General features: G+C 60.2%; 14 protein-coding genes. 5 read left to right on the top strand and 9 right to left on the bottom strand.

From position 1 onward, the window contains the following. The first annotated feature begins 3 nt into the window (after positions 1 to 3). Entirely contained in the window at positions 4 to 993 is a 990-nt protein-coding gene (gene asrC / locus G5221_RS02430; protein ID WP_421262745.1) for a sulfite reductase subunit C, read from the top strand. A gap of 197 nt (positions 994 to 1,190) precedes the next feature. Next, the gene (cysG, locus tag G5221_RS02435; protein WP_421262746.1) at positions 1,191 to 2,582 is read left to right on the top strand and encodes a siroheme synthase CysG; all 1,392 of its coding nucleotides are present in this window, start codon (positions 1,191 to 1,193) and stop codon (positions 2,580 to 2,582) included. A 99-nt stretch (positions 2,583 to 2,681) separates the two neighbouring features. Here cysG and G5221_RS02440 read toward each other — a convergent pair whose 3' ends face one another. From G5221_RS02440 to G5221_RS02480, 9 genes are all read right to left on the bottom strand, one after another. After that, a complete protein-coding gene (locus tag G5221_RS02440) occupies positions 2,682 to 3,284 on the bottom strand; it encodes a hypothetical protein (RefSeq protein WP_421262747.1) in 603 nt (200 codons plus the stop codon). Between the two features lie 251 nt (positions 3,285 to 3,535). Beyond that, positions 3,536 to 3,853 carry a heavy metal-binding domain-containing protein gene (locus G5221_RS02445; protein WP_005333757.1) on the bottom strand — a complete coding sequence of 106 codons (318 nt, stop codon included), beginning with the start codon at positions 3,851 to 3,853 and terminating at the stop codon, positions 3,536 to 3,538. A gap of 171 nt (positions 3,854 to 4,024) precedes the next feature. Next, the gene (gene dedD / locus G5221_RS02450) at positions 4,025 to 4,825 is read right to left on the bottom strand and encodes a cell division protein DedD (RefSeq protein WP_279489274.1); all 801 of its coding nucleotides are present in this window, start codon (positions 4,823 to 4,825) and stop codon (positions 4,025 to 4,027) included. Between the two features lie 74 nt (positions 4,826 to 4,899). Then, a complete protein-coding gene (gene folC, locus G5221_RS02455) occupies positions 4,900 to 6,159 on the bottom strand; it encodes a bifunctional tetrahydrofolate synthase/dihydrofolate synthase (protein WP_421262748.1) in 1,260 nt (419 codons plus the stop codon). A gap of 2 nt (positions 6,160 to 6,161) precedes the next feature. Continuing rightward, complete coding sequence (accD, locus tag G5221_RS02460) at positions 6,162 to 7,025, bottom strand: acetyl-CoA carboxylase, carboxyltransferase subunit beta (protein ID WP_042053089.1); 864 nt, start codon at positions 7,023 to 7,025, stop codon at positions 6,162 to 6,164. A gap of 119 nt (positions 7,026 to 7,144) precedes the next feature. Next, positions 7,145 to 7,954, bottom strand: a complete 810-nt coding sequence (gene truA, locus G5221_RS02465) for a tRNA pseudouridine(38-40) synthase TruA (protein ID WP_421262749.1) — start codon at positions 7,952 to 7,954, stop codon at positions 7,145 to 7,147. Positions 7,955 to 8,142: 188 nt separating this feature from the next. Further along, positions 8,143 to 10,335, bottom strand: a complete 2,193-nt coding sequence (locus G5221_RS02470) for a FimV/HubP family polar landmark protein (protein ID WP_421262750.1) — start codon at positions 10,333 to 10,335, stop codon at positions 8,143 to 8,145. A 271-nt stretch (positions 10,336 to 10,606) separates the two neighbouring features. Then, the gene (locus tag G5221_RS02475; RefSeq protein WP_107684968.1) at positions 10,607 to 11,623 is read right to left on the bottom strand and encodes an aspartate-semialdehyde dehydrogenase; all 1,017 of its coding nucleotides are present in this window, start codon (positions 11,621 to 11,623) and stop codon (positions 10,607 to 10,609) included. Positions 11,624 to 11,816: 193 nt separating this feature from the next. Beyond that, the gene (locus tag G5221_RS02480) at positions 11,817 to 12,938 is read right to left on the bottom strand and encodes a 4-phosphoerythronate dehydrogenase (protein WP_421262751.1); all 1,122 of its coding nucleotides are present in this window, start codon (positions 12,936 to 12,938) and stop codon (positions 11,817 to 11,819) included. A 247-nt stretch (positions 12,939 to 13,185) separates the two neighbouring features. On the opposite strand from G5221_RS02480, the gene G5221_RS02485 reads away from it, so the two are divergent. The 3 genes from G5221_RS02485 (at position 13,186) to G5221_RS02495 (ending at position 16,298) form a co-directional block, all read left to right on the top strand. Then, a complete protein-coding gene (locus tag G5221_RS02485) occupies positions 13,186 to 13,923 on the top strand; it encodes a phosphatase PAP2 family protein (protein WP_421262752.1) in 738 nt (245 codons plus the stop codon). Between the two features lie 101 nt (positions 13,924 to 14,024). After that, on the top strand, positions 14,025 to 14,702 hold the full coding sequence (gene rnt / locus G5221_RS02490) for a ribonuclease T (RefSeq protein WP_216953912.1): 678 nt from the start codon (positions 14,025 to 14,027) through the stop codon (positions 14,700 to 14,702). Between the two features lie 273 nt (positions 14,703 to 14,975). Then, positions 14,976 to 16,298: a Na+/H+ antiporter family protein gene (locus G5221_RS02495; RefSeq protein ID WP_005344933.1), complete on the top strand. Its 1,323-nt coding sequence runs from the start codon at positions 14,976 to 14,978 to the stop codon at positions 16,296 to 16,298. Positions 16,299 to 16,427: the final 129 nt, after the last annotated feature.

Consider the following 16,427-nt stretch of genomic DNA (forward strand, 5'->3'; position numbering starts at 1 on the left):
ACCATGAGTCTCGATATCGACATCATCAAGGCCCGCGCCAAGAACGAATACCGCCTCTCCAAGGTGCGCGGCGAAGCGATGATCAGCGTACGCATTCCCGGCGGGATCATGCCCGCCCACCTGCTGGCGGTGGCCCAGCAGATCGCCGAACAGTACGGCAACGGCCTGATCCACCTCACCACCCGCCAGAAGCTGGCGATGCCCGGCATCAAATATCAGGACATGGACAAGGTCAACGCCGCCCTCGAACCCTTTATCAAGGAGATCGAGGTGGAGACCTGCGGCATCGAGGTAGAGGACACCACAGCCGGTTACCAGACCATCGGCGGGCGCAACATCGTCGCCTGTCAGGGCAACACCATCTGCCAGAAGGGCAATATCGACTGCACCGGGCTGGCTCAGCGGATGGAGAAACACCTCTACCCCAACCCCTATCACCTCAAGATGGTGATCGCCGGCTGTCCCAACGACTGCGCCAAGGCCAACATGGCCGACTTCGGCATCCTCGGCATCGCCAAAATCCACTTCAATGCCGAGCGCTGCATCGGCTGCGGCGCCTGCATCAAGGCATGCATCGCCATCAAGCATGGCAAGGCGGTCAAGGAGGAGAGCAAGTGCATCGGCTGTGGCGAGTGCGTACTGGCCTGCCCGACCCTGGCCTGGCAGCGGGATCCCAAGCAGCTCTACATGGTCAAGCTGGGAGGACGCACCAGCAAAAAGACTCCCCGTACCGGCAAGCTGTTTCTCAACTGGGTCACCGAAGAGGTGCTGCATGCGGTGATCAAGAACCTGTTCGAGTTCGAGACCGAGATGCTGGATGGCAAACCCATCTATCTGCACATGGGTCACCTTATCGACCGGGCCGGTTATCACAAGTTCAAGGAGCGGGTGCTGCGCGGCGTCACCCTCAATCCGGAAGCCATGGTCGCTGACCGCATCTTCTGGGCCGAAGATCAGTACGTCGCCAACATGCACGTCAAAGCAGTGCCATAGGAAAAACCTCGTTTGGGGAAGCGTGATCAAGTGGCCGACACCGGTGGGGATCTGTCGTTGGCCCGGGCGTAGATCACCCTTCCCCTTTTTTATTCCCGTCGGGGGATCTTTCCCCCGACCATCCGGGGTGCGTCACGGCGCGCCCTGCTATCTCGCCCGGCGCGGCATTGCGAGCGGGCCAGCATCCGGAGCCTGTTATGGACTTTCTCCCTCTCTTTTGTCAGCTGCAAAACAAACCGGTCCTGATCGTCGGCGGCGGTGAGGTGGCGGTACGCAAGGCGCGCCTGCTACTCGATACCAAGGCGAAGATCACCATCAATGCCCCGCATCTGGAACCCCAGCTGATGAGCTGGGCCGAGCAGGGCCGCCTGACCATCTGCGCCGCCAATTTTCATCCCGAACTGCTCGATGGCAAGTGGCTGGTGATCGCTGCCACCAATAATCCAGAGGTCAACCATCAGGTCTTTCATGAGGCGAGCCTGCGCCAGATCTTCTGCAATGTGGTGGACTCTCCGGCCCACTGCAGCGCCATCATGCCTGCCATCATCGACCGCTCGCCGCTGATGGTGGCCATCTCCAGCGCAGGCGCGGCCCCGGTTCTAAGCCGCCAGCTGCGGGAAAAACTTGAAGCCATGCTGCCGCAACACCTCGGCCAGCTCGCGGCGCTGGCGGGCAAGCTGCGCGAGCGGGTCAAACTCATTCCGGACAAGCTGGCCCGCCGCCGCTTCTGGGAGCGACTCTTTAGCCATGAGCGACTGGCATGCCAGCTGGCCCGCGGCCAGCAGCAAGCTGCCGAGCAGAGCGTCGCAGAGCTATTGAATGAGCCACTGCAGAGCAAGGGAAGCGTAACCCTGGTGGGCGCCGGCCCTGGCGATGCGGGACTGCTTACCCTAAGCGGTCTGCAGCAGTTGCAGCAGGCGGATGTAGTGGTCTATGACCGGCTGGTGTCGCAGGAGGTGCTGGCACTTGTGCGCCGGGATGCCGAGCGGATCTTTGTTGGCAAGGAGGCGGGCCGCCACTGTGTGCCCCAGCAGGCGATCAACCAGCTATTGCTGGAGCAGGCCCGCCTCGGCAAACAGGTGGTGCGGCTCAAGGGGGGCGATCCCTTTATCTTTGGCCGGGGTGGCGAGGAGCTGGAAACCCTGGCCGAGGCGGGCATCCCCTTCTCGGTAGTACCGGGCATTACGGCTGCGTCGGGCTGCGCCGCCTACAGCGGCATTCCCCTCACCCACCGCGATCATGCCCAGCGGGTGCAGTTCATCACCGGCCACGACAAGGAGGGCAATATCGCCCAGGAGTGGTCGGCGCTGGCGGCCCGCCGCCAGACTCTGGTCTTCTACATGGGGCTGGCCCACGCTGCCCGCATTCAGGATGAGCTGCAAACCCACGGCATGCCCGGTCATACCCCGGTGGCGCTGGTGGAGCAAGGCACCCAGCTCAGTCAGCGGGTGGTGCGCGGCGAGCTGCAGCAGTTGGCCGAACTGGCCCGTCAGGTGAAGAGCCCGAGCCTCATCATCATCGGCTCGGTAGTCACTCTGGCCGACAAACTGGACTGGTATGGGGAAGCCAACGCCATCCACGGCATCTAACCCCGCACGGCTATCATCCAATAGAAACAAGAAAACAGAGAGCGGCCATGCCGCTCTCTGTTTTTTGCATCAATGACAAGCCGTGGCACGGCGTGTCTGTTACTCGAGCCGGATGGGGCCGGTATTCTGAACATCGCTGTCATTCCAGTCGCTCTCATCGCGAATGCGCGGATCCCCCTGCAAGGTGTAGAGGATGGTGCCCTGACGAAACTGCAGCGCACCATCGGCCCGCTTCGCCTTCACCTTGACCCCGTTAACCCACACCTGCTCCTTGCCATCCACCTGAATATTGGCCACCGTGGCGCCTGTCTCGCGATTCTTGGCGATCCACTTGCCCTGATAGGGCGAGTCCCCCTTGGCCATCGGCAGTGCGGCGGCCTTGCCCGCCGACCAGGCGTGCACGGTACAAAAGCCGTGGGCCCGGCGATCATGCTTGATGACGTAATCCAGGGTGGGTTCGCTGGCGGGCAGATCGAAGGTGATCCCGATGACCACCTTGCCGCTTGTGGCCGAATAGGCGGCGGGCGCCTGCGTTTTCAGGGTAGCCTTCTTGCCATTGATAAAGACATTGCCCCCTTGCGACTTGACCCGGATATCGGTGGGACAGGTGGCGCTGAAGTTGGGCAGCGCCGCGAGGGCACTGCCGGCATGGGCGGTCATGGCCAACATGACAAGGGTCAGCAGAGCAGGTTTTTGATTCATAGTGATACGCCTTCAAGAGAAGAGAACCTCGTCCGTGAGCGGTGTCGTTCCTGATGGCGGCACTCTAGCTTGACCCTCTCGGGCTACCCAGTTAAAAAAAATAAAACCGGTCAGTGGAATTATTAATAAATATAAATATTTAGAATCAATGCGTTGAGAAAAAATCTTACAAACAACACGTATCTGCCAAGCAATAAAAAAGCCGATAATCCGGTTATCGGCTCATTGCCAATGCAAAAGTGGATGCCCGATCAGACCACCACGGCGGTACCACTGATACTGACCATCAGCATGCTGCCGTTTTGCCCCACCACCTCGTAGTCGATATCGATGCCGACCACCGCATTGGCGCCAAGGGCGGCGGCACGCTCTTTCAGCTCATCGAAGGCGATCTCGCGGGCACGGGCCAGCTCTTTTTCATAGGCGCCAGAGCGGCCGCCGATGATGTCGCGGATCCCGGCGAAGAGATCCTTGAAAATGTTGGCGCCGAGAATGGCTTCGCCAACCACGATGCCGCGGTATTCACGAATGGTTTTGCCTTCCAGCGTGGGGGTCGTCGAGAGGATCATCTTGAACTCCTGTGAGTAGCAGAAGGGCTCAGACTACCCCAACTGCCCGAAAATCCCAACCGGGGGGTGACCTGTACGACGTCGACCTTAAAAATCACGGCAGCCAGATAAAAAAACACCGCGCACGGAGCGCGGTGTTTGTTTCAAAGGGCCATTGCCAACTGCAAGCCGTCACGGATTGTAAGAGACCACCGAGCCACTGAGGCCGGTCATCTGGGAGATCCGCCCCTGCATCCCCTGCAGTTTGGCCTTGGAGACATCCGGCCCGATAAAGACCCGGTTGAGCTGACCCTGAACCGGTGTGCGCGGCGAGGTGTGGGCAGAGTAGCCCGCCGCCCGCAGCTTGCTCACCAGCGCGTTGACGCTGTCGACGTTCTTGAAGGCGCCAAGCTGAAGGATCCAGCTGCCCTGCGCCGGTGCCGCAGCAGGCGCGGGAGTGGTCGGCTGGGTCATCTTGCTTTCAATCAGATCGTCGAGGGACTTGATCTGACCCGCCTGCGGCTTGGTCGGTGTGGGTGCCTTGGCAACTTCAACCGGTTTGGCTGGCGTCGGCTTGGGTGCTGGCTTTGGCGGTTCGACCGGTTTTTTGGCCACCACTTCCGGCTTGGGCTGTGGCTTGGGTTGAGCATTCTGTTGCGGCTGGACCGGCGCCGGTGCGGCAGGGGTTGTCGCCGGCTGCCCGCCGTTGCCCTGACCGGCGAGGGTCATGGGGTCAGCTACCTCTTCCACTTGCCACTGCTGGGCCGCAGAGGCCTGTTGCTGGCTGGCCAGATGATCGGCTGGCAGGCTGCTGGCCGCCGAGACCTGCAGCGCAGGCTTGGCAGGCTCCAGCTCGGGGCGCAGCGGGATCTTGGCAAAGGCCTCCTCCTTTTGTGCCAGCTTGTGACCATCCAGCAAGTCCGGCAGGAAAATAACAACCAGGGCCACCAGGATGACGGTGCCCACCAGACGGTTTTGAAACTTCGAGGCCAAGTTGAATCCTACCTTTACGTAACTCAATATGCGATTTGGCTCCCCGCCCGAGGGCCGGGGAGCCGGGGTGTGGCCTAGACGGCGACACCCGCCAGAATGTCGGCGACAGTGTAAAACGAACCAAACACAATGACCATATCGTCCGGACTCGATGCGGCCAACGCTGCCTGATAAGCGGCGCTGACATCATCAAACTCCCTGGCAGGCCCCTTGCCCTCTCCCAACGCCGCAGCCAGTTGCGCAGAGGTGGCGGCGCGCGGGCCGGTGAGGCTGGCCAGATACCACTCGCCAATCAAGCCATCGAGTTCGGCAAGGGAGCCCGCCATGTCCTTGTCTTTGAGCATGCCGACCACGGCGCGGCGTACACCCGAGCAGGGCATCTTGCGCAATTGCGCGGCCAGATAGGCCGCCGAATGGGGGTTGTGGGCTACATCGACGATCACCAGCGGCGCACTTTGCAACTGCTGCATCCGGCCAGCCAGCCGGGCATTGGCAAGCCCGTCACGAATGGCGGACTCCGGCAGCGGCAAGCCAAGGGATTCCAGCGCCGCCAGCACGGTCACCGCGTTCATCAGTGGCAACGCCGGTTTTGGCAGATCCCGCCACTGGTTCAGGCCGTGATAATCCCAACCGCTCTCGTGCTCATCGCCACGAAAATCGATACCGACTTGACGCAGGTTGGCGCCAAGACGCGCCGCTTCGCTCGCGATAGTCGCAGGCGGATTGGGCTCACCGCTGATGGCGGGTTTACCGGCGCGATAGACCCCCGCCTTCTCCACCGCCACTGCTTCGCGGGTATCACCCAGCCAGTCGCAGTGATCGAGGGCAATGGAGGTGATCATCGCCACATCGGACTCCACCACATTGGTGGCGTCGAGTCGACCGCCCAGCCCCACTTCCAGCAGCAGCACATCTGGGGCGGCGCGGCAGAAGAGCCACAAACCGGCCAGGGTGGCGAACTCGAAGAAGGTAAGGGCAATCTCGCCGCGAGCAGCTTCCACCTCGGCAAAGGCGGCGCAGTGATCGTTGTCGGGCAGCTCTTGCCCGTTGACCCGCACCCGCTCGGTAAAGCGCAGCAGATGGGGCGAGGAGTAGACACCGACCTTGTAGCCTGCGGCCATCAGAATGCTGGCCGCCATGGCACAGCTGGAGCCCTTGCCGTTGGTACCCGCCACCGTGATCACCTTGAACGGCAGCTGGGTGAGACCCATGCGCCGGGCAACGGCACCGACCCGATCCAGCCCCATGTCAATATTGACCGGATGGATCTGCTCCAAATAAGAAAGCCAGTCGACAAGCGACCGGCTTTGGGATTGTTGCATGTTTGAACTCATCTTCACTCTTCGATGACGTGAGTATTCAGCATTTTGGCGAGCAGGCTGGCCAGACGGTTACGCATTTCGCGGCGATCGATGATGATATCGATGGCACCCTTTTCCAGCAGGAACTCGGAGCGCTGGAAGCCTTCCGGCAGTTTCTCGCGCACGGTCTGCTCGATAACGCGCGGGCCGGCAAAGCCGATCAGCGCCTTGGGCTCGCCCACGTTGATGTCACCCAGCATCGCCAGACTGGCAGAGACGCCACCCATGGTGGGGTCGGTCAGCACGGAGATATAGGGCAGGCCCGCCTTGGACAGACGATCCAGAGCTGCACTGGTCTTGGCCATCTGCATCAGGGAGAACAGCGCTTCCTGCATGCGAGCACCACCAGAGGCGGAGAAGCAGACCAGGCCACGGCCTTCCTTGATGCACTCCTCGACAGCACGCACGAAGCGGGCACCGACCACGGAGGCCATGGAGCCCCCCATGAAGGAGAATTCGAACGAACAGGCGACAACCGGTACCCCTTTGAGGGTCCCTTTCATCACCACCAGCGCATCTTTCTCCGCAGTCTCTTTCTGAGCGGCAGACAAACGATCCTTGTAGCGCTTGGAATCCTTGAATTTCAGTACATCCTGCGGCTCCAGCTCGGCACCGATCTCGGTACGACCCTGCTCATCGAGGAAACTCTCGAGACGGGCGCGGGCGCTGATGCGCATATGATGATCACACTTGGGGCACACTTCGAGGTTGCGCTCCAACTCTGCCCGGTAGAGCACCTGTTCACAAGCACTGCACTTGGTCCACACCCCTTCCGGAATGTTGTGACGACGAGGCGCAGTGATCTTGCTCTTGGGAAGAATCTTCTCAAGCCAGCTCATGGAATTCCTTAATGCTTTTGTGCCTGACAAAACGCATCGAGCCTAGATTGTTCAATGACTTAATAGCTCGATGGCAACAAATGACGGGTCATTAAACCACAATTTTTCGGGCGCAGTTACTAAAAACTGGTCGTACCCGGTGCCGAGTCCGGCAGCCACAGCGGGCCGAGCGGCAACTGCGGCAGAGCAAACTCGGCCGGGTAATCCACATCGACCAGATAGAGGCCACCGGCCTTGGCGGTCGGCCCGGCCAGATTGCGATCCTTGGCAGCCAGCACCTCGGCAATCCACTGCACCGGTTTGAGCCCCTGCCCCACCAGCAGCAGGGAGCCGGTGATGTTGCGCACCATATGGTGCAGGAAGGCGTTGGCCTTGATGTCGAGCACGATGTAGGGGCCGGAGCGGCTGACACACAGATGAGTCACATTGCGCCACGGGGTGTTGGATTGGCAGGCGACGGCACGGAAGGTGCTGAAGTCGTGCTCCCCCAGCAGGCTCTGGCCCGCCTGGTGCATCAACTCGGCATCGATGGTCTCGTGGTAGTGGCTGACGCCACTGCCGAGGATCGCCGGCCGGTAGTTGTGGTTGTAGATGACATAGCGGTAGCGACGGGCGGTGGCGCTGAAGCGGGCGTGGAAGCTCTCGTCCACCTGCTTGACCCAGCGCACGGCGATATCCGGCGGCAGGTTGGAATTGAGCCCCAGGGTCCAGGCCCCTTCGGCACGGTTCGCCTCGGTATCGAAGTGGATCACCTGACCGGTCGCATGGACACCGGCATCGGTGCGTCCGGCACACTGGATGGAGACAGGGTGGTTGGCGATCCGGCTGATGGCCTTCTCCAACTCCTCCTGCACGCTGATCACTTCACGCTGACGCTGCCAACCGAAATACCGGCTGCCGTCATATTCAATACCTAGGGCAATTCGCATGGATAAACTTGTCTTGTTGTGAAACGCAGTGAAAGAAACGGGGCGGATTATACGCGCTCAACTCGAAAAGTCCCACAAACCGCCTGATTGGCTTGCATGGGCGGAGAATTCACCCTGTGCAAATTGCCATGAAGAAGGGGGCAGCCAATGGCTGCCCCCTTCTTGCTGATCCCGCGACAGGGACAATTTTACCCCAACCGCTTGAGCAGTTTTTCCGCCTCGGCACGCTGATGCTCGGTGCCCTGCTCTGCCGCTTCTTGCAGCAGCTCGCGGGCGCTATCCTTGTCGTCGATCTCGAGGTAAGCGCGGGCCAGATCCAGCTTGGCCCCCACACCGCCGTCATCGGCATCCACATCAAAGCCGGTGGATTCAGGCAACACCTCGGGGAAACCATCGAGCCCCACGTCCAGCGAGAGACCCTGATAGGGCTCCTGCTCCGGCGCGGTGGCATCCGCATCGGCCAGCAGCTTGTCGATCTCGACGTAACCGCTTGCCTGGGCCTGTTCCCTTGGCTGCAATTCTGCCGGATGAGACTCCACTTCGGTAAAGGCATCCTCGAAATCGGAGAGCGCCAGTTCGTTGGGATCCCACTCAAGATCGAGCTCGGTCTCCTTGCCTTTGGTTGGCTCAAGCCCCAACTCGGCCAACATATCATCAGCCGAACCATCCACGCTCAAGTCGATGGCATTATTGCCCTCGCCCGCAGCCGGTTTATCCAGCTCATTTTCAAAATCACCCAGATCAAAACTGGCCAGATCATCAGCAGCCGTACTCTTGCTGCTTGCACTCAACTCCGGTTCCAGATCAGCCGAAAGATCCGCATCCAGTTCGGCAAACAGGGCTGCCTGCAGCTCCTCTTCGCTCATGAGCTCATCAGCATCCCTGGACTTGGGATTGAACTCGCTGGCCAGATCCATGTCGGGTTCATTGGCCAACGCGACAGGCTCATCCAGCGAGAGATCGAGATCCGGCACCAGATCCGGGTCACGACTGGCTGACTGGGCAGCCATTCGCTCCGGCTCGAAACCTTGCAGATCGATCTCGCCATCGTCGCTGAAAACCAGATCAACATCCGGCTTTTTAGCCGATTCATCTGGCTCGACCGGCATAAAGCCATCAGGGGTATTGAGATCCGGCACCGGGCGTACCGGCTCGTTGTCGGTCACATCGACACTCAGCAGATCGTCAAACTCGCTCTGCTCCTGATCCATCATCATGGCGGTGGACTCGGAGAGGCTCTTCTCCTGCTCCTCCAGCTCGCGACGGGCACGGGCCCGCAGCCACAGGGTCACCAGCGCCAATACCAGCAGCACCGGCAGCAGGATGATCATGGCAAGGTTGAGCGGTGAGGAGAGCAGCTCCATCAGCCAGTGCTGCTTGGGTTCAGGCTCTGCCACCACGGGGGGGACAGGTCTGGCCTTCAGCTCGGCGAGCTCTTTTTGCAGCGCGGTCTGATCCTGCAACTGGGCCTTGAGGGTCTCGACCTCTTCGGTGAGAGATTGCAAGCGCAGTTTGAGCCTGTGGTTCATCTCGGTCACCTGACCGAGCTGGGCATTGGCATCTTCCAGCGCCAGCGCCATCTCGGTGGCCGGTTTGCCCACCGGTTTTTCCAGATCGGAAGGCAGAGGCGCCGGTGTGGTGCTTGCTGCGGCGCTCGTCGCCGGGACTGGGGCCACCGCCTCTTTTGGCGCAGGCTCACTCGCCTTGACAACATCTTTGGTTTCAGCAGACGGTTGCGGTGCTACGACAGGAGCAGGAATGGGTGCCGCTTTTGCCGCAGGCAAAGGAGCTGGCGCGGTTTTCACCGGTTCGGCTTTGGCAGTCTCAACCTTCACGGGCTTGGCCGCCGGTTTGGCGCCATGGGCCTGCTTCTCGGCGAGATACTTGGGGCTTAACCCCTTCCAGCTGGCGTTGTCGCTGCGGAACTTAGCACGCGCCTGGGCATCGGTGATGACGCTCGCCTCGGCCACGGTCGGCAACAGGATGCGTGACCCCACCAGAATGTGGTTGATATTGCCATCGGCAAAACTGCGGGGGTTTTTCTCGTAGATCGCCACCATGGTCTGGTAGACGCTGACACTACTGGAGGGACGGTATTTGCTCGCCAGACTCCAGAGAGTATCGGTTGGACGAACAGGGCCATAACTACCGGCATTGGCCGTGACCTGACGTACCACCGGCTGGGCGGTTGCACGTACCGGTTGCGCCACGGGTCTGGCGACCGGTTGCGCCAGCGGCTGGGAATTGACGGCTGGAGGTGCGGGCTCGTCAGGGCCTTTTAGCTCGACAAAAAAAGGCTCCCGCGCAGCGTCTTCAGCCTGGACGGAGCCCAGCAGACCCAATGCGAGTAGCGTTGCCAATGTTATGCGGGAATGTCCCATATTCGTTCCTTCGTATGACGGCCCTATCACATTGAAAAATCTGGATAGTTACCCCAAAACAGTCGGTTCAATATAAATCAGGCTCGCGTCGCAAGCCAGTAGTCCGACACATTTAGCACCCGACTTGACTCTGAGTGTAGGAAAAAACTTAATCAGTTGATATCGCAACAGAATCTTGAAGTGACGGAGTGCGGCATGGGTCACACCCCCGATTTATCACAGGCCGGATGCGCAGCACTCCCTGCTGCGCATCTGTGGCATCTGACCTGCCTTACAGATAGTCGCGAACCAGCAGCTCGGCAATCTGTACACTGTTGGTTGCCGCGCCCTTACGAACGTTATCGGCCACGATCCACATATTGATACCACTTGGATGAGAAATATCCTGGCGCACCCGACCCACCAGCACCTCATCCTTGCCGGTTGCGTCACGCACCGGGGTCGGATAGTCCCCTTCGTCATCAAACAGGGTCACACCCGGCGCATTGCGGAGCAGCTCCTTGACCTGTTCGGCATCGAGCGGCTGGTGCAGTTCGACGTGTACCGCCTCGGCGTGGCCGTAGAATACCGGCACCCGCACGCAGGTGGGGTTCACGGCAATGCTGGCATCCCCCAGGATCTTCTGGGTTTCCCACACCATCTTCATCTCTTCACGGGTGTAGCCGTTGTCGGTGAAGCTGTCGATCTGCGGGATCAGGTTAAAGGCGATCTGCTGCGGATAGAGGGTCGGTTCCACCGGACGACCGTTGAGCAGATGAGCAGTTTGTCCCGCCAGCTCGCTGACACCCTCTTTGCCGGAGCCTGACACGGATTGATAGGTGGCCACGTTGATGCGGGCAATGCCCACTTCGTCGTGCAGCGGCTTCAAAGCCACCAGCATCTGGATAGTGGAACAATTGGGGTTGGCGATGATGTTGCGATTGCGAAAATCGGCCAGCGCATCCGGGTTCACTTCCGGGATCACCAGCGGGATATCTTCGTCGTAACGGAAGCAGGAGGTGTTGTCGATGACGATGCAGCCGTGTTCGGCAGCAATCGGCGCCCACTTGGCCGAGACCTCGGCACCGGCGGAGAAGAGTGCGATCTGCACCTGGCTCCAGTCAAACTCCTCCACATCGAGGATCTCGAGGTTCTTGCCGCCAAAGCGCACGGTATCACCGGCGCTGCGGCTGGAAGCCAGCGGATAGAGGGTCGCTACCGGAAATTCGCGCTCTTCCAGGATCTCGATCATCGCCTGACCCACGGCGCCGCTGGCACCCAATACCGCTACGTTAAACTGCTGGCTCATTCTTTTCTCCTCTGATAATGCTGCAATGGCGCCGGGTGGCGCCATGGTCGGCTGGCTCCCGCACGGCGAGATGACGCTGCCTGATATGGCTGAGCCGGCGCAGTAGTATCTGCGCCAGCTCAGTAAAAAATGGGGTCGAGGTAGCCAGTACGGCTCACCCCTTCCGGTTATCTTCCAACTCTTAGCCCCCGATTCAGGGACGTGACCGCGCAAATCCCAACGCACCGAGATCCTGACTGGCAAACGCGCCCTCGATCTGCAGGGAGGATAGTTCACGGCGCTCGGGATAATGTTTGCGCTGCTCGTCAAAGCTGCCGGACAGGCCGAGTCGGGCCCGGAAACGGGCATCATCGCGGCGCACATCATAGACCAGATGCACCAGCTGCTTGATCAGCGCCTGATCCGGTGTGCGGCCCGGCACCACCGCCTGCACATCGGGGGCTGGCAGGAGCTTACTCAAATCCTGACGAGGCTGGCGTCCCAGCTGCTGGCAGAGCGCCTGATAGAGCATCCAGGTACCGCGGGCCTTCCCCTCCAGGCTGTAACCGGCGATATGGGGGGTGGCAATCTCGGTATGGGGCACCAGCGCAGCCAGTGGCTCGGGCTCGTTCTCCCACACATCCATCACCAGTCGCAACGGCGCATCGCCCAACTGGCGCGCCAGCAGGGCCCGGTTATCCCACACCTCGCCACGGGATGCGTTGATCAGGATCTGCCCGGCAGGACGCGCGGCAATCTGCTCGGCATCGAGCAGATGGTAGGTCGCATCCGGCCCTTCACGGGTAATGGGCACGTGGAAACTGACGATATCGGCACCAAGAGCGGTCTGATAATCGACAAAGCCCGCATCGGGATTATCCCGCGCCCTGGGCGGATCGCAGCGCAGTACCCGCATGCCGAGCGCTTGGGCCTTGCCAGCCACACACTCGCCGGTATTGCCCGCGCCAATCACCGCCAAAGTCATGGCCGAGAGGTCGAGTTCATAGCGCTCCGCTAGCACCAGCAAAGCGGAGAGCACATAGTCCCCCACCGAATACTTGTTGCAACCGGGGGCGCTGAAGAAGGGAATATTGCGGCTTGCCAGCAACGCCTTGTCCACATGGTCGGTGCCTATGGTGGCGGTGCCGACAAACCCGAGTTTGGGGCTGGTCGCCAGCAAATCGCCGTTGACGCGGGTGACCGAACGCACCAGCAGCACATCGGCATCGAGCAGATCGCAGGCCTGCATCTGCCGTCCGGGCAAGGGGATCACCTCGCCAAATTCGGCAAACAGCTCCACGGCATGGGGCATATTCTCATCAACGACTATCTTCATCGGGCTCTCTTTGGTCACAACCGCCACGGGGGCGCCATTCTAGCGCAAAGCCGCCCGAGATTTCAGCCTGTGATGCAATCAGGCGCGAAAGGGGACCACATTGTTCGGTGGCCACTCTCTCCTGCTGTTCAAACTGAGGATGTCGCCACAAATGTGTAAGCAGAGGTAACAAACGTGCTGCTCGGCTTTGTCCGGGCATGTCACGGTGGCACAATGCCCCTCTTTTTCGCGATCGCCCATATCCACCATGCCGCCACATTTCTCGTCGCTCTCTATCTCCTCACTCACCCGCAGTCAGGTGCTTGGCTTCACTGCCCTGTTGATCCTGCCCCTGCTGATGCTCGCCACCCTGCCCTGGCAGCCTTTTCTGACCGGTTCACTGCAGTCAGGCTGGCTATGGTGGTTATACGCCCTTACCCGCATGGTCGATATTCCCGGGATCGGGGTCAGTGGCGCCCTCTTGCTGCTACTGACCCGCTACAAACTCAAACTGGAGCTGGCGCCCTTCATTGCGCTGGGGTGTGTACTGGCTGCCCTGCTTGCCAGCGACTGGGTGATCAAGAGCCTGGTCAAACACCTGACCGAAGAGCCCAGACCCTACCTGCTCTGGCTGGAGAGTCAGGGGCTGATCCCGGCCATTAAAAGCTTCTACGCCAGTAGCGTCGATGTACGCAGTGAGCAGGTGCATGCGGCCAGCCAGTTGCTGGCCCTGCCAGAGTGGCTCGGCCACCACTGGCAGGACGAGGTGAACTACGCCTTCCCTTCTGGCCACAGCATCGCCGCCATCAGCCTGGCCCAATTTTTTGGTCTGATCTGGCTGGCCCGCGCTCCCACGGGCGTCTGGCTGCTGCCACTGTGGGCATTGGGAATTGGTCTGTCGCGCATGGTAATGGGGATGCACTGGCCGGTGGATGTGCTGGCCAGCGCCCTGCTGGGGTCGTTCACGGCGTTGATTGCCGCCCGCTGGTGGCTGCACCGATACTGAAACCAGGCACTGCATTGTAAGCGGCTTACTGCAACGGGATGGGGGACAAGCCTGTGCTTTTTTGCCATAATGCCGCCTCATTTTATCCCGACCGAGATCCCATGACCGACGCAGTTCATACCCTCAAGGGCCGTTTCCGTGGTTTTTACCCCGTCGTCATCGATGTTGAAACAGCCGGGTTCAACGCCAAGACCGATGCCCTGCTCGAGATAGCGGCTTACACCCTGAAAATGGATGAGCAGGGTTGGCTCGTTCCCGATCACATATTCCACTTTCATGTCGAGCCCTTCGAAGGGGCCAACCTGGAAAAGGCCGCGCTGGAGTTCACCGGCATCGATCCCTACAACCCGTTGCGTGGCGCTGTCTCGGAAAAAGAGGCGCTGACCGAGATCTTCAAGGGAATCCGCAAGGGGATGAAGGAGCAGGATTGCGGCCGCGCCATCATAGTGGCCCACAACGCCACCTTTGATCACGGCTTCGTGATGGCTGCCGCCGAGCGCGCTGGCCTCAAGCGCAATCCGTTCCACCCGTTTGCCACCTTCGACACCGCTGCTCTCTCCGGATTGGCGCTGGGGCAGACCGTGCTGGCCAAAGCGTGCCAGAGCGCCCGCATCCCGTTTGACAATAAAGAGGCGCACTCTGCCCTCTATGACACCGAACGCACCACAGAGCTGTTCTGTCATATCGTTAACCGCTGGAAGAGCATGGGGGGTTGGCCGCCTGCGCATCCGGATGATGACACAACCGATGCCCCTACCGATGATGAGGGACAAGAATAAACGGATGAAGGCTGCCACTGGCAGCCTTCGCTTTTTGGGGAAGTGATTGATTGCACAGCGCACCGGAAATCGCTATCAAGGTCACTATCCACCGCTGAGCGCGGGATGCACGGAGACAAACAGGTCACAAACCCTCAGGTTGAGCAACCTTGTGCCACATGCTGCTGCAATATGAGGGGTTTGACTGATTTTTTTCTCGACATTTGTCACATTTTTCGCAAACTAACTCCCCTTCACATGACAGACAGCAATAACAAACTATAAGGAAATCAAATGAATCCAGTTGTTATCGCAGTCGGGCTGATGCTAGTGCTCAGTCTGCTGCGGATCAATGTGGTGGTCTCGCTGGCGCTGGGTGCCATTGCGGGCGGTCTGGTGGGCGGGTTGTCGTTGACAGATACCCTCACCACCTTCAGCGGTGGCCTGGGCGGTGGCGCCGAGATTGCCCTCTCCTACGCCATGCTGGGCGCCTTTGCAGTTGCCATCTCCCGCTCCGGGATCACCGACCTGCTGGCCCGCAAGGTGATCAGCCAGTTGGGCAAGGATGCCAGCTCGACCCGCATCATGTGGGTCAAAACCCTGCTGCTCTCTTCCGTGCTGGCCGTGGCTATCTCGTCCCAGAACCTGATCCCGGTTCACATCGCTTTTATTCCCATCCTGATCCCGCCGCTGCTGCATGTGATGGCGCAGATGCAGATCGACCGTCGTCAGGTGGCCTGTGTCATCACCTTTGGCCTGACAGCTACCTATATGGTGCTGCCGGTCGGCTTTGGTGGCATCTTCCTGAATAACATTCTGGCCAAGAACCTGATCGATAACGGCGTGCCCATCACCACCAGCCAGATCCCGCTGGCGATGGCCATTCCGGTTGCCGGTATGGTACTGGGCCTGCTGATTGCGGTATTCATCAGCTATCGCAAACCGCGCCAGTACGATCTGGCCAAGATCCTGGATGCCGAGCCCGAAGCGGTCGAGCTCAACCTCACCCACATCTGGGTGGCCCTGCTGGCCATTGGCGTAGCGCTGGGGCTGCAACTGATGACCAACAGCATCGTACTGGGTGCGCTAGCCGGTTTTGTCATCTTCACCTGCGGCGGCGTCATCAAGTTTCGCGAAAGCCAGGATGCCTTCACCCAGGGGGTGCGGATGATGTCGCTGATCGGCTTCATCATGATCTCCGCCGCCGGTTTTGCCGCCGTGATGAAGGCGACCCACGGGGTCGACTCTCTGGTTCAGGTGGTCGCCTCCGGCATCGGTCAGCACAAGGGGATCGCCGCCTTCCTGATGCTGCTGGTTGGCCTGCTCATCACCATGGGGATCGGCTCCTCCTTCTCCACCGTGCCCATCATCGCCACCATCTATGTGCCGCTCTGTCTGCAGCTCGGCTTCTCACCGATGGCGATCATCGCCCTGGTCGGTACCGCAGGCGCGCTGGGGGATGCGGGTTCACCTGCATCTGATTCAACTCTGGGCCCCACCTCCGGCCTCAACGCCGATGGCCAGCATGACCATATCTGGGACAGCGTGGTGCCCACCTTTATTCACTACAACATCCCGCTGGTGATCTTCGGCTGGATTGCCGCCATGGTGCTCTGATAGCCACTCTGGCATCGAACCATGCTCTGCAAAATACGAAACAAGAAGGCGACCTTATGGTCGCCTTCTTTATAAGCACGTTCACCTAATCACCAGGACATGGTCCCGAGAGGAGAAGCTCTTTATTGG

Origin of the sequence: Aeromonas sp. 602200, from assembly GCF_049173895.1 — a bacterium.
Classification (GTDB): Bacteria; Pseudomonadota; Gammaproteobacteria; order Enterobacterales; family Aeromonadaceae; genus Aeromonas; species Aeromonas veronii_A.